The sequence below is a fragment of the Neisseria macacae ATCC 33926 genome (assembly GCF_022749495.1).
GTDB classification, from domain to species: domain Bacteria; phylum Pseudomonadota; class Gammaproteobacteria; order Burkholderiales; family Neisseriaceae; genus Neisseria; species Neisseria macacae.
Genome location: NZ_CP094241.1, coordinates 2,149,753 through 2,163,992, shown reverse-complemented (window position 1 = coordinate 2,163,992; position 14,240 = coordinate 2,149,753). Strand labels below are relative to the sequence as shown.

The 14,240-nt window shown below is 52.1% G+C and carries 10 protein-coding genes; 8 read left to right on the top strand and 2 right to left on the bottom strand.

What is annotated here, in order from left to right:
* Nucleotides 1-249 precede the first annotated feature (249 nt).
* The 7 genes from MON40_RS10390 to nqrF all read left to right on the top strand — a co-directional run bounded on the left by MON40_RS10390 (nucleotide 250) and on the right by nqrF (nucleotide 6,435).
* Nucleotides 250-1,593: a Na(+)-translocating NADH-quinone reductase subunit A gene (locus tag MON40_RS10390; protein ID WP_003776733.1), complete on the top strand. Its 1,344-nt coding sequence runs from the start codon at nucleotides 250-252 to the stop codon at nucleotides 1,591-1,593.
* A 2-nt stretch (nucleotides 1,594-1,595) separates the two neighbouring features.
* The gene (locus MON40_RS10385) at nucleotides 1,596-2,828 is read left to right on the top strand and encodes an NADH:ubiquinone reductase (Na(+)-transporting) subunit B (protein WP_003776735.1); all 1,233 of its coding nucleotides are present in this window, start codon (nucleotides 1,596-1,598) and stop codon (nucleotides 2,826-2,828) included.
* The gene (locus MON40_RS10380) at nucleotides 2,821-3,597 is read left to right on the top strand and encodes a Na(+)-translocating NADH-quinone reductase subunit C (protein WP_003776736.1); all 777 of its coding nucleotides are present in this window, start codon (nucleotides 2,821-2,823) and stop codon (nucleotides 3,595-3,597) included. The genes MON40_RS10385 and MON40_RS10380 overlap by 8 nt, the downstream gene beginning before the upstream one ends.
* Nucleotides 3,597-4,223, top strand: a complete 627-nt coding sequence (locus tag MON40_RS10375; RefSeq protein WP_003776738.1) for an NADH:ubiquinone reductase (Na(+)-transporting) subunit D — start codon at nucleotides 3,597-3,599, stop codon at nucleotides 4,221-4,223. Before MON40_RS10380 ends, MON40_RS10375 begins: the two co-directional genes overlap by 1 nt.
* A 3-nt stretch (nucleotides 4,224-4,226) precedes the next feature.
* Nucleotides 4,227-4,820, top strand: coding sequence for an NADH:ubiquinone reductase (Na(+)-transporting) subunit E (nqrE, locus tag MON40_RS10370; RefSeq protein ID WP_003776743.1), 594 nt, complete (start codon nucleotides 4,227-4,229; stop codon nucleotides 4,818-4,820).
* A gap of 41 nt (nucleotides 4,821-4,861) precedes the next feature.
* Nucleotides 4,862-5,152 carry a YciI family protein gene (locus MON40_RS10365; RefSeq protein WP_003776745.1) on the top strand — a complete coding sequence of 97 codons (291 nt, stop codon included), beginning with the start codon at nucleotides 4,862-4,864 and terminating at the stop codon, nucleotides 5,150-5,152.
* A gap of 65 nt (nucleotides 5,153-5,217) precedes the next feature.
* Nucleotides 5,218-6,435: an NADH:ubiquinone reductase (Na(+)-transporting) subunit F gene (gene nqrF, locus MON40_RS10360; RefSeq protein WP_003776747.1), complete on the top strand. Its 1,218-nt coding sequence runs from the start codon at nucleotides 5,218-5,220 to the stop codon at nucleotides 6,433-6,435.
* Nucleotides 6,436-6,892: 457 nt separating this feature from the next.
* Here nqrF and putA read toward each other — a convergent pair whose 3' ends face one another.
* Nucleotides 6,893-10,498, bottom strand: a complete 3,606-nt coding sequence (putA, locus tag MON40_RS10355) for a bifunctional proline dehydrogenase/L-glutamate gamma-semialdehyde dehydrogenase PutA (protein WP_003776751.1) — start codon at nucleotides 10,496-10,498, stop codon at nucleotides 6,893-6,895.
* 276 nt (nucleotides 10,499-10,774) lie between these two features.
* On the bottom strand, nucleotides 10,775-12,301 hold the full coding sequence (gene putP, locus MON40_RS10350) for a sodium/proline symporter PutP (protein ID WP_003776752.1): 1,527 nt from the start codon (nucleotides 12,299-12,301) through the stop codon (nucleotides 10,775-10,777).
* A 761-nt stretch (nucleotides 12,302-13,062) separates the two neighbouring features.
* Here putP and MON40_RS10345 point away from each other — a divergent pair.
* On the top strand, nucleotides 13,063-14,139 hold the full coding sequence (locus MON40_RS10345; protein ID WP_242925900.1) for a TerC/Alx family metal homeostasis membrane protein: 1,077 nt from the start codon (nucleotides 13,063-13,065) through the stop codon (nucleotides 14,137-14,139).
* Nucleotides 14,140-14,240: the final 101 nt, after the last annotated feature.

Below are 14,240 nucleotides of genomic sequence, written 5' to 3'. Positions count from 1 at the left end.
TTGTAATTTTATTGGAGGGCTGCTTTGCGCGGGATTCGGGGCAGGAAGCTGGAAAAAATCTTCGTAAATCTGACATAAGGCGGACTGTTCCTGCTAAAATCAAACGTTTTACAGTTTTCATTTAATTGTTGTTTTCCGTAAGTAAGGCTTTACTTTCAGACGACCTTCCCCATGCTTTGCCATTTCAAACGTCGTCTGAAAAGTTGGAACATTTTATTCTGTTTAACTCATCACAAGTAATGCAAATCTATGATTAAAATCAAAAAAGGCCTAGACCTGCCCATCGCGGGCAGACCGGAGCAAGCCGTTTACGACGGTCCGGCCATTACCGAAGTCGCGTTGCTTGGCGAAGAATATGCCGGTATGCGCCCCTCGATGAAAGTCAAGGAAGGCGATGCCGTCAAAAAAGGCCAAGTGCTGTTTGAAGACAAGAAAAATCCGGGCGTGGTGTTTACTGCGCCGGCTTCCGGCAAAATCGCCGCGATTCACCGCGGTGAAAAGCGCGTGCTTCAGTCGGTCGTGATTGCCGTTGAGGGCGATGACGAAATCGAGTTCGAACGCTACGCGCCCGATGCGTTGGCAAACTTAAGCGGCGAAGAAGTGCGCCGCAATCTGATTCAATCCGGTTTGTGGACTGCGCTGCGTACCCGTCCGTTCAGCAAAATCCCTGCCGTTGATGCCGAGCCGTTCGCCATCTTCGTCAATGCGATGGACACCAATCCGCTGGCGGCAGACCCTGTGGTCGTGATCAAAGAAGCCGCCGAGGATTTCAGACGAGGTTTGCTGGTGTTGAGCCGTCTGACCGAACGCAAAATCCATGTTTGTAAAGCAGCCGGTGCGGACGTACCGTCTGAAAACGCCGCCAACATTGAAACACACGAATTCGGCGGCCCGCATCCTGCGGGTTTGAGCGGTACGCACATTCATTTCATCGAGCCTGTCGGCGCGAATAAAACCGTTTGGACCATCAATTATCAAGACGTGATGGCGATCGGGCGTTTGTTCGTCACAGGTCGTCTGAATACCGAGCGCGTGGTTGCTTTGGGCGGTCCGCAAGTCAATAAACCGCGCCTCTTGCGTACCGTTTTGGGTGCGAAGGTGTCGCAAATTACCGCCGGCGAATTGGTTGACGCGGACAACCGCGTGATTTCCGGTTCGGTATTGAACGGCGCGATTGCACAAGGCGCGCATGATTATTTGGGACGCTATCACAATCAGATTTCCGTTATCGAAGAAGGCCGCAGCAAAGAGCTGTTCGGCTGGGTTGCGCCGCAACCGGACAAATACTCGATTACGCGTACCACCCTCGGTCATTTCCTGAAAAACAAACTCTTCAAGTTCACGACAGCCGTCAACGGCGGCGACCGCGCCATGGTGCCGATTGGTACTTACGAGCGCGTAATGCCGCTGGACATCCTGCCTACCTTGCTTTTGCGCGATTTAATCGTCGGCGATACCGACAGCGCGCAGGCTTTGGGTTGCTTGGAATTGGACGAAGAAGACCTCGCTTTGTGCAGCTTCGTCTGCCCGGGCAAATACGAATACGGCCCGCTGTTGCGCAAGGTGCTGGAAACCATTGAGAAGGAAGGCTGATTATGGGCTTGAAACATTTTCTGGAAAAAATCGAACCGCACTTCCTGCCGGGCGGCAAGCATGAAAAATGGTATGCCCTCTATGAAGCTGCGGCGACGATTTTCTACACATCCGGCGCGGTAACGCGCAAAGCGGCACACGTCCGCGACGCGCTCGACTCCAAACGCATGATGATTTTGGTGTGGCTGGCTTTGTTCCCCGCCATGTTTTACGGCATGTACAACGTCGGCGCGCAGGCATTCGGTGCGCTGACACCCGATTTGCTGCAACAAAGCATCGCCAACGACTGGCATTACGCCCTTGCCAACGCTTTGGGCATTAATATGTCGTCTGAAGCGGGCGCGTTGGGCAAAATGCTGTTCGGCGCGATTTACTTCCTGCCGATTTACGCGACCGTATTTATCGTCGGCGGTTTCTGGGAAGTCTTGTTCGCCACCGTGCGCCAACACGAAATCAACGAGGGTTTCTTCGTAACTTCGATTCTGTTTGCCTTAATCGTTCCGCCTACGCTGCCGCTATGGCAGGCCGCCTTAGGCATTACCTTCGGCGTGGTGGTTGCGAAAGAGGTGTTCGGCGGTACGGGTAAAAACTTTATGAACCCTGCGCTGGCAGGCCGTGCTTTCTTGTTCTTCGCTTATCCCGCCAACATTACCGGTGACACCGTTTGGACGGCGGTTGACGGCTATTCCGGTGCAACTGCGTTGGCTCAGTGGGCGGCACACGGTTCGGAAGGTCTGAAAAATGCCGTTACCAATCAATCCATCACTTGGATGGATGCGTTTATCGGCAACTTGCCCGGTTCTATCGGCGAAGTATCCACTTTGGCGCTTTTAATCGGCGGTGCGTTTATCGTGTTTGCCCGCATCGCTTCTTGGCGCATTATTGCCGGTGTGATGATCGGTATGATTGCCATGTCTTCGCTGTTTAACGTCATCGGTTCGGACACCAATCCGATGTTCAGCATGCCTTGGTACTGGCATCTGGTCGTCGGCGGCTTCGCCATCGGTATGCTGTTTATGGCGACCGACCCTGTTTCCGCCTCCTTTACTAATGTCGGCAAATGGTGGTACGGCGCGCTAATCGGCGTGATGTGCGTGTTAATCCGTGTGGTCAATCCGGCTTACCCCGAAGGCATGATGTTGGCGATTCTGTTTGCCAACCTGTTTGCCCCGATTTTCGACTATTTCGTCGCACAAGCGAACATCAAACGCAGAAAGGCGCGTAGCAATGGCTAAGAAATTCGATAAAGACAGCTTCAGCGGCACGCTGATTGTGGTATTGGCGGTCAGCCTGATTTGCTCGGTCATCGTGGCGGGCGCGGTTGTCGGCTTGAAACCGGTGCAGGAAAAGCAAAAGGTTCAAGATAAACAAAGCTACATCCTGAGCGTTGCCGGTTTGCTCGATAAAAATACCGACATCAGCAAAACCTTTGCCGACCGCATCGAACAGCGCGTGGTCGATTTGGCGACCGGCGAATATGTGAAAGACGCGCCGAAAGATTTCAGCGCGCGCGTTGCCGGCAAAGACTCTGCCCAAAGCATCCAAATCAAACCAGAAGACGATTTGGCAGGCATCAAAAGCCGCGCCAAATACACCGAAGTTTATTTGGTAAAAGGCGATGACGGCAAAGTCAGCCAAATCATCCTGCCTATGCACGGTAACGGTCTGTGGTCGGTCATGTACGGCTTCGTCGCCATCCAACCTGACGGCAACACCATCAACGGCATCACTTACTACGACCAAGGCGAAACTCCGGGCTTGGGCGGCGAAATCGGCAATCCGTTGTGGCAACAAAAATTCGTCGGCAAAAAACTCTTTGACGAACAAGGCAAACTTGCCCTGCATGTTTCCAAAGGCGGAAGCTCGGACAAAGAACATGGCGTAGATGCCCTTTCCGGCGCATCGCTGACTTCCAAAGGCGTACAAGGTTCGTTTGCCTACTGGTTCGGCGAAAACGGCTATATCCCCTACCTGAATAAATTGAAATCAGCAGGAGCACAATAATGGCTGATATGAAACGCTTGAAACATTTAATGTTTTCACCCTTTATCGACAATAACCCGATTGCCTTGCAGGTTTTGGGTATTTGTTCGGCGCTGGCGGTTACCACCAAACTTCAGACGGCCATCGTGATGGGTATTTCCGTCAGTTTGGTAACCGGTTTTTCCAGCTTCTTCATCTCGCTGGTACGCAACTACATCCCCAACAGCATCCGTATTATCGTGCAGATGGCGATTGTCGCGTCGCTGGTTACGCTGGTTGACCAATTGTTGCAGGCCTACGCCTACGAATTGTCCAAACAGCTCTCCGTATTCGTCGGCCTGATTATTACCAATTGTATCGTGATGGGTCGTGCCGAAGCTTTCGCCATGAAAGAGCCGCCGCTGGAAAGCCTGGTGGACGGCATCGGTAACGGCGCAGGTTACGGCATGATGCTGATTATCATCGCAACCATCCGTGAGCTTGTCGGCTCAGGCAAACTCTTGGGCTACACCGTTTTCCAAACCGTACAGGATGGCGGCTGGTATCAAACCAACGGCCTCTTCCTGCTGGCACCGAGCGCGTTCTTCATCATCGGCTTTTTGATTTGGGGTTTGCGCACATGGAAACCCGAACAGGCGGAGGAATAAAAAATGGAACACTATTTAAGCCTTTTTGTGAAATCCGTCTTCATTGAAAACATGGCGCTGTCCTTCTTCTTGGGCATGTGTACTTTTTTGGCGGTATCGAAAAAAGTATCCACCGCATTCGGCTTGGGCGTTGCCGTTACCTTCGTACTCGGTCTGTCCGTCCCTGCCAACCAGCTCGTTTACTCGCTGCTCAAAGACGGCGCGATTGTCAAAGGCGTGGATTTGACTTTCCTGAAATTCATCACCTTCATCGGCGTGATTGCGGCTTTGGTGCAGATTCTGGAAATGTTCTTGGACAAATTCGTTCCCGCCCTCTATAACGCGCTGGGTATCTACCTGCCGCTGATTACCGTAAACTGCGCGATTTTCGGTGCCGTTTCGTTTATGGCGCAACGCGAATACAACTTCGGCGAATCCGTCGTGTACGGCTTCGGCGCGGGCTTGGGCTGGATGTTGGCGATTGTCGCTTTGGCGGGCATTACCGAGAAAATGAAATATTCGGACACTCCCAAAGGCCTTAAAGGACTGGGCATCACCTTCATCTCCGCCGGCCTGATGGCGATGGCGTTTATGTCGTTTTCAGGTATCCAGTTGTAAAAACGTTCAGGCCGTCTGAAAAATAGAACGGAAGGAAAAACATGTTTATCATTTCGCTGACCTACACCGCCGAACTTGCTCAAATAGAACAACACTTGGCTGCCCACCGCCAATTTTTAGACCGCTACTATCAGGCAGGCGTATTTCTGTTTTCAGGGCGGAAAGAACCGCGCACCGGCGGCATTATCATCGCCCAAGCCGCCGGCCGCGACGAAGTGGAACGTATCATTAGCGAAGACCCTTTCCGCCAAGCAGGTATTGCCGATTACGCGATAACCGAGTTTATCCCCAGCAAAACCGCACCTGATTTAAGCCACTATGCCGGGGCCTGAATTTTCAGACGACCTAAAACTCCATTTGGCGCAGCCAAAAATATTTTTGAATTAAAGGAACACCTATGGAAATCATCTTAGGTATCGTGATGTTCACCGTCATCGTCTTGGCTTTGGCACTGATGATTCTGTTTGCCAAATCCAAGCTGGTGAGCGAAGGCGACATCACCATCAAAGTCAATGATGAAAAAGAGCTGACTATGCCCGCCGGCGGCAAACTGCTGGGCGCGCTTGCCAGCCAAGGCATCTTCGTTCCCTCCGCCTGCGGTGGCGGCGGTTCGTGCGGACAATGCCGCGTTGTCGTGAAAAGCGGCGGCGGCGACATTCTGCCGACCGAGTTGTCCCACATCAGCAAACGCGAAGCACGCGAAGGCTGCCGACTGTCCTGTCAAGTTAACGTCAAAACCGACATGGACATCGAAGTGCCGGAAGAAGTGTTCGGCGTGAAAAAATGGGAATGCACAGTCATCTCTAACGACAACAAAGCCACGTTCATTAAAGAACTCAAGCTTGCCATTCCCGAAGGCGAGGAAGTTCCCTTCCGCGCCGGCGGCTACATTCAAATCGAAGCCCCGCCGCACACCGTTGCCTACAAAGACTTCGACATTCCTAAGGAATATCACGAAGACTGGGATAAATACAATCTGTGGCAATACGTTTCCAAAGTGGACGAGCCGATTTTGCGTGCCTACTCCATGGCTTCGTATCCAGAAGAAAAAGGCATCATCATGCTGAACGTGCGTATCGCCACGCCGCCTCCGCGCGTACCCGATGCGCCTCCGGGACAAATGTCGTCCTACATTTGGTCGCTTAAACCCGGCGATAAAGTAACCATCTCCGGTCCGTTCGGCGAATTCTTCGCCAAAGACACCGATGCCGAAATGGTATTCATCGGCGGCGGTGCAGGTATGGCGCCGATGCGTTCCCACATTTTCGACCAGTTGAAACGTTTGAAATCCAAACGCAAAATCACCTTCTGGTACGGCGCACGCTCCAAACGCGAAATGTTCTATGTTGAAGACTTCGACCAACTCGCAGCAGAGTTCCCGAACTTCACATGGCACGTCGCCTTGTCCGACCCGCTGCCGGAAGACAACTGGGACGGCTACACAGGCTTCATCCACAACGTGGTTTACGAAAACCACCTGAAAAACCACGAAGCACCGGAAGACTGCGAATTCTATATGTGCGGCCCGCCAATCATGAACCAGTCCGTCATCAAAATGCTCAAAGACTTGGGCGTGGAAGATGAAAACATCCTCTTGGATGATTTCGGCGGTTAAATATTCGGCTTCAAATACAAAAGGAAGAAACCTCGGTTTCTTCCTTTTTTGTTGATGTGAATTGAAATAGAAGTAGGGTATTTGCCTGCCGTTATCCCTATTTGTCGAAATAACCGGAATAAGTTGCCTCCTCATCTTATCCGCGATATCACTCAAATTTCTGCTTCATTTTTGAAGGCATAAGTTATAGTGGATTAACTTTAAACCGGTACGGCGTTGCCTCGCCTTAGCTCAAAGAGAATGATTCTCTAAGGTGCTGAAGCACCAAGTGAATCGGTTCCGTACTATCTGTCCTGTCTGCGACTTCGTCGCCTTGTCCTGATTTAAAGTTAATCCACTATAACGAATCCGACTTTTCATCAAAGCATAAAAAGGTCGTCTGAAAACGGACTTAGCAGGTTTTGCTAACGTTTTCAGACGACCTTTGTTCAAACGCTCTAGCGTTTATTCAATCCTTTTAGTCGGAAACGGCCATCAGGCTGGCGTTGCCGCCGGCGGCTGTGGTGTTGACGCTGCAAGAGATTTCTTCAAACACTTGCAGGATGTCCAAGCCTTGTTCGGACGGGAGGATGCGGATAAGTGCGCCGTCGCGGTTTGCCAGCTCTTGCTTGCGGCTGCTGTCCAGCGGGCTTAGGGCGGCGACGTGGTGCACGCCTGTGCTTTCAGGTTTGCTGTTGACTTGCAGCAGGCCTTCGAGGTCGGCGGTGTAGGAGGCAAGCGGGCTGTCGGGTTCGACGACGGTTACGATGCCTGCGGCGGCAAGTTCGGTCAGGGCGCAGAAGGCTTGCAGGAGGCTGCCGCCGTGTACCCAGACGCGTTTGGGCGCACGCCAGCTCATGGCGTTGCGTTCGCCGGTCGGGCCGACCAAGACAGATTCTGCTTGGCGCAGGGTGCGGATGCGGGCGTGTCCCAATGCCGATGCCGCTGATTTTTTCTCTTCAGCATTAAACGGCAGCTTGTGAATCAGGGCTTCGAGGCGTTTGAGTGCGGCTTCGTCCGCTTGTCCGATGCGGCTCAGCGGCGGTGCAACCCATTCGGGCATGCGGGTCAGTTTTTGCAGATAGAACGAACCGCCCGCTTTCGGGCCTGTACCTGACATACCGTGTCCGCCGAACGGTTGTACGCCGACGACGGCGCCGACGATGTTGCGGTTGACGTAAACGTTACCCGCTTCGATACGTTCGCGGATGCGTTTGACCGTGCCTTCGATGCGGCTGTGTACGCCGCTGGTGAGCGCGTAGCCTTTGCTGTTGATTTGGTCGATGATTTGGTCAAGTTCGTCGGCGCGGTAGCGGACAACGTGCAGGACGGGACCGAAGACTTCGCGGGTGAGTTCGTTCAAATTGTTGAGTTCGAACAAAATCGGCAGCACGAAAGTGGATTTCGCAGGATCAACATCGGAAGCGGCTTTGACTTCGTGGTAAGACTTGGCAACGCCTTTCATTTTATTGATGTGCGATTGCAGGTTTTGCTGCGCTTCGGCATCGATAACGGGGCCTACGTCGGTGGTGAGCTGAACGGGTTTGCCGACGACCAATTCGTCCATTGCGCCTTTGATGATGGCGAGCATCTTGTCGGCGACATCTTCTTGAACGCAAAGGATACGCAGGGCGGAGCAGCGTTGTCCCGCGCTGTCAAAGGCGGAGTTGAGCACGTCCAAACAAACTTGCTCGGGCAGCGCGGTAGAATCGACAATCATGGCGTTTTGACCGCCGGTTTCGGCAATCAAGACGGGGCTGTCGTCGCGTTTGGCAAGGGCTTTGTTAATCAGTTGCGCCACTTCGGTCGAGCCGGTGAAAATCACGCCGCCGATACGCGGATCGCCTGTCAGCGCTGCGCCGACATCGCCTGCGCCGAGCACAAGTTGCAAGGCGGAAGTCGGGATGCCTGCTTCGTGCATCAGGGAAACAGCGTAGCTGGCAATCAGGCTGGTTTGTTCGGCAGGTTTGGCGATAACGGTGTTGCCGGCTGCCAATGCGGAAACGACTTCGCCGGTAAAGATGGCGAGCGGGAAGTTCCACGGGCTGATGGCGACGATGGCGCCGACGGCTTTGGCATCTTTGGGCAGGGTGTTTTCGGCTTCGCCTGCGTAGTAGCGGCAAAAATCGACGGCTTCGCGCACTTCGGCGACGGCGTTGTTCAGCGTTTTACCCGCTTCGCGCACGGCAAGCATCATCAGCGCGGGGGTGTGCTGCTCCAGCAAATCGGCGAAGCGACGCAGGCATTCGGCGCGCTCGGCGGCTGGCGTCGCGCTCCATTCAGGAAACGCGGCAACGGCTGCACCGACGGCTTCTTGGGCAAGCGCGGCATCGGCAAAGCTGACTGTGCCGACGATGTCGTCGTGGTCGGCGGGGTTTTTAATCGGTTGCGCTTCGCCGACATCGCGGGCTTTACCGTTGATAATGGATGCGGCGTGGAAGTCTTGCGCGGCAGCGCGGTTGAGTTTTTCTTGAAGCTGTTGCAACACGGTTTCGTTGCTGAAATCGACGCCTTGGGAATTCAGACGACCCCTGCCGTACAAATCGCGCGGCAGCGGCAAGGCGTTGTGCAGGTGGATGCCTTGTTCGGCGATGGTGTCGAACGGGCTGCGGATCAGCGTGTCGATGCTGATGTTTTCATCGACGATTTGGTTGACAAACGACGAGTTCGCGCCGTTTTCCAACAGACGGCGCACCAAGTAGGCGAGCAGGGTTTCGTGCGTACCGACCGGGGCGTACACACGCACGCGGCGGCCTAAGTTTTGCGGGCCGACCACTTGGTCGTACAAGGTTTCGCCCATGCCGTGCAGGCATTGGTGTTCAAAGTCTTTGCCTTTGCCCATTTGGTAAATCGCGCCCAAGGTGTAGGCGTTGTGGGTGGCGAATTGCGGGAACACGGCGTCTTGCGCGTCCAGCAGTTTGCGCGCGCAGGCGAGGTAGGAGATGTCGGTATGGACTTTGCGGGTGTAAGTCGGATAGCCGTCCAGGCCGTCCACTTGCGCCCATTTGATTTCGCTGTCCCAGTACGCGCCTTTGACGAGGCGGATCATCAGTTTTTGGTTGTTGCGGCGGGCAAGGTCAATCAGATAGTCGATGACGAAGGGGCAGCGTTTTTGATATGCCTGAACGACAAAGCCGATGCCTTTGTAACCGGCTAAATCGGGGTCGGAAACGAGTGCTTCCATCAAATCCAAAGACAGCTCCAAACGGTTGGCTTCTTCGGCGTCGATGTTGATACCGATATCGTATTTTTTACCCAAAAGGAACAGCTCTTTCAGACGAGGTAGGAGTTCGCTCATCACGCGTTCGTGTTGGGCGCGGGAATAGCGCGGATGGATGGCGGAAAGTTTGACGGAAATGCCGTTGCCTTCGTAAACGCCTTGTCCGGCAGCATCTTTGCCGATGGCGTGAATGGCTTGAACGTAGTCGTTGTAATAGCGGTCGGCATCTTCTTGGGTGTAGGCGGCTTCGCCCAACATATCGAAGGAGAAGCGGTAGCCCATTTTTTCGCGCTCTTTGCCGTTTTGCAGCGCTTCTTCAATGGTTTGTCCAGTAACAAACTGCTTGCCCAACAGGCGCATGGCGTAGTTCACGCCTTGGCGGATCAGGGGCGCGCCGCCTTTGCTGACGAGGCGGTTCAGAGCCGAACCCATCTGCTTGTCGCTCGGCGCGGTCAGTTTGCCGGTAATCAGCAAGCCCCATGCGGCGGCGTTGACGAACAGGGACGGGCTGTTGTTCAAATGGCTTTTCCAGTTGCCTTCGGAAATTTTGTCGGCAATCAGGCGGTCGCGTGTCGCATTGTCGGGAATGCGCAGCAAAGCTTCCGCCAGACACATCAGCGCAATGCCTTCTTCGCTGGAGAGCGAAAACTCGTGCATCAGCGCATCCACCCCGCTGGCTTTGGTGCGGCTGGCACGAACCTGCGTAACCAAACGGCGCGCGAGTTCGGACGCCGCCCGACGCTCCTCATCGCTCATCTGGGCGCGTTGCAGCATATCCTGAACGGCTTCGATTTCGTCGCGGCGGTAAGCATCGGTAATCGCTTGGCGCAGTGGCGTTTGTGTCGGAAAAGCAAAGTCAAACATTTTAAGGTTCTCCAAAGTTTTTATGATGATTTTCAGACGACCCCATCCCTTTTCGAGGTCGTCTGAAAAGATTTAAAGCATATAGATAATATCTTAATAAATTTATAAGGGTCGGACAAGCAATTTATCTCAAAAACAGGATTTTTTGCTTTGATAAAAAGCAGATAAAGTCCAAAGAGTGCATTATCCGCATGAGCATCAATATAAAAATAAAACCTGCCTTCCCGTATAAAAATTCAGACGACCTACGGTCAACGGCAGGTCGTCTGAAAACACTTATTTCGCCTCGCGGTATTCTGTGTCCGCTTTTTCAAAACGTTCTTGGATTTCACGAGACGGCTCTTTGTCGGTCAGTGAAACCAGAACAGCGATAATCAAGCAGGCGATGAAGCCGGGGACGATTTCGTACATAGTCCAAATACCGGTTTCATGTGCAGCCAAAGCAGGTTTTTTGACCCACTCCACCCACGCCACCACAGTCAGCGCGCCGGCAATCATGCCCGACAAAGCGCCGTATGCCGTAATGCGTTTCCACAATACCGACAGAATCACAATCGGACCGAACGCCGCGCCGAAACCTGCCCACGCATAAGACACCAAGCCCAAAACTTTGCTCTTAGGGTCGGACGCAATCAGAATAGAGATAATGGCAATCGCCAATACCATCAGACGGCCCACCCATACCAATTCTGATTGCGGCGCATTTTTGCGCAAAAAGCCTTTGTAGAAGTCTTCGGTAATCGCGCTGGAGCAAACCAAAAGCTGGCAAGACAAAGTGGACATGACCGCCGCCAAAATCGCGCTCAAAATAATGCCTGCAATCCAAGGGTTGAACAATAAAGTAGAAAGCGCGATGAAGATACGTTCGTGGTTGCCGTGCATGGAAGCGGTTTGGTCGGGGTTTGCACCAAAATACGCAATACCGAAATAACCGACCGCTACTGCGCCTGCCAGACACAACACCATCCAAGTCATGCCGATGCGGCGTGCCGATACCAGTGATTTCGCGCTTTCAGCCGCCATAAAGCGCGCCAAAATGTGCGGCTGACCGAAATAGCCCAAGCCCCATGCGGCGGTGGAAATAATGCCGATGACGGTCGTACCAGCAAACAAGCTGTCGTATTCCTTGCCCGTACCTGCGGCAACGCTTTGAATCGCGGCAGACATTTGTTCTGCACCGCCCAGACCCAAATACACCATTACAGGCGTCAAAATCAGCGCAAAAATCATCAAAGAGGCTTGCAGCGTATCCGTCCAACTGACCGCCAAGAATCCGCCCAAGAAGGTATAGGCAATGGTTGCACCCGCACCCAGCCACATCGCCTGCTTGTAAGTCATGCCTTCAAACAGGCTTTGGAACAAAGTTGCACCCGCCACAATGCCCGAGGCGCAATAAATCGTGAAGAAAAACAGAATAATCAGCGCGGAAACCACTTTCATCAAATGTCCGCCCGCGCCGAAGCGGTGGAAGAAATAATCCGGCAGCGTCAGCGCATTATTGGCATATTCGGTATGTACGCGCAGACGGCCCGCCACCAAAAGCCAGTTGAAATACGCGCCGACCACCAGGCCGATGGCAATCCAAGCCTCGTTCAAGCCGCTCAGATAAATCGCCCCGGGCAGACCCATCAAAAGCCAGCCCGACATATCGGACGCACCCGCCGACATCGCCGTAACAAACGGACCCAAGCTGCGCCCGCCCAAAATATAATCATCGAAATTGCGCGTGGAGAAATACGCGGCCAGACCAATCAAGAGAACGGCAATCAGATAGATTGCAAAAGTGATATACATGGGATTCATGTACTATTCCTCATCTAAAACTTCAAAATCACGGGCTGATGAAATTGCAGGCAATCCACGCCCAAACATTTTTCTAATTAAAATACAGCGGAAATTTCTATTTTTTGTAGCTTGTTAGAAATAAATCATTTATTAATTCAATTAGATATGTAATTAAAACATATTAAGTTGTAAATAATCCGTTTGAGGATACCTGAAAACAGTAGGCTTGCAAAGCTCATGATGACCGTTGCTTGCCGGTTTTACTGAAATATTTTTCAAACCATATTAAAAACATTAGTTTACAAATTATCTTGAAAAATATTGCATTTAAATAGGCTTGAAACTATCTTTCTGAAGCATTTGGAAACGGATGCGGATTGAATGTAATCAGACAACAAGTTAATCCACTATAAATCGGATAGGGTTTAGGAAGTCGATGAGAAAAGGCAAGGGGTCGTCTGAAATTTTCAGACGACCCCTTACAGGTCTGTCGGGCGTGGATAAAGAGCGGAATCCGGTTTGTGCCGGTTGTCGGAAATATAGTGGATTAAATTTAAATCAGGACAAGGCGACGAAGCCGCAGACAGTACAGATAGTACGGAACCGATTCACTTGGTGCTTCAGCACCTTAGAGAATCGTTCTCTTTGAGCTAAGGCGAGGTAACGCCACCCTGGTTTAAAGTTAATCCACTATATTACATTATCTTTATTGGATTTCTCTATATTATTCCGCGTTGTTTCACTATACTTACGCTTTATTTTGATAACAAAGGCTTTTTATGAACCATTTGGGTTTCCCCATTGAAACCGTCGCCGTTTTCGTGATTTTGTCTGTGGGCGCGATTGCCATCGATTTATTCGCCCATAGGGACAACAAACCGATGTCGCTGAAAAGTGCTGTGATATGGTCGCTGTTTTGGGTATTGATATCGATTTTGTTCGGCGCATTTTTGTGGGTTCATCACGGCAGTGAAGCCGCCAGCCTGTTCTTTACCGGCTATGCTTTGGAAAAAGTATTGTCCGTAGATAATCTGTTTTTAATGATGGCGGTTTTTGCTTGGTTTAAAGTGCCTGAGGGCCTGCGCCACCGTGTTTTGTACTGGGGGATTATCGGCGCGATTATTTTCCGCATGATTTTTGTCGCCATCGGTGCCGGACTGTTGGCATTGGGGCCGATTGTGGAAGTGGTTTTTGCCGTCATTGTCGGCTATACCGCCGTTATGATGCTGCGTCGGGATGAAGAGGAGGGCGAAGAAGATGCCGATTATTCCGAACATTTGGCATATCGTGCGGTCCATCGTTTTTTCCCTGTGTTTCCCCGTCTTTACGGCAGCCATTTTTTCTTAAAAGGCGAGGAGTTGAAAAAAGCGCATGAGCAATATCCCGAGGTGCGGCTTGAGCCGGCGGGTGAAGACCTCAAGCATCCTGAAAATAACCATCCTCAGAAAATGCGTAAAGGGCAGTTGGTCGCGACGCCGCTGTTTTTATGTTTGGCAGTGATTGAGTTGTCGGACGTGATGTTCGCGTTTGACAGCGTACCTGCGGTGATTGCCGTATCTAAAGAACCGTTGATTGTTTACAGTGCCATGATGTTCGCCATTTTGGGCTTGCGTACGCTTTATTTCGTATTGGAAGCGTTGAAGGGCTATTTGGTTCATTTGGAAAAGGCAGTGGTTGTGTTGCTGTTCTTCATCGCTGCCAAACTGGGCTTGTCGGCGAGCAATCATATGTTCCATCACGGATGGGACATTTCGCCCAATACGTCTTTGCTGGTTGTATTGGTTGTGCTGACCTGCGGGATTGCCGCTTCCTTCATTTTCCCTGATAAGAAAAATAAAGGTAAAGCCGATTCGTGACCTGTTTCATGCAGTAAAACGGAACAGTAGGATTTGCGACCTCTGAAAAACACTTCAGGCAGCCGGAAAGTCATTTCTTCGGCTGCCTGAAGTGTTTTGAT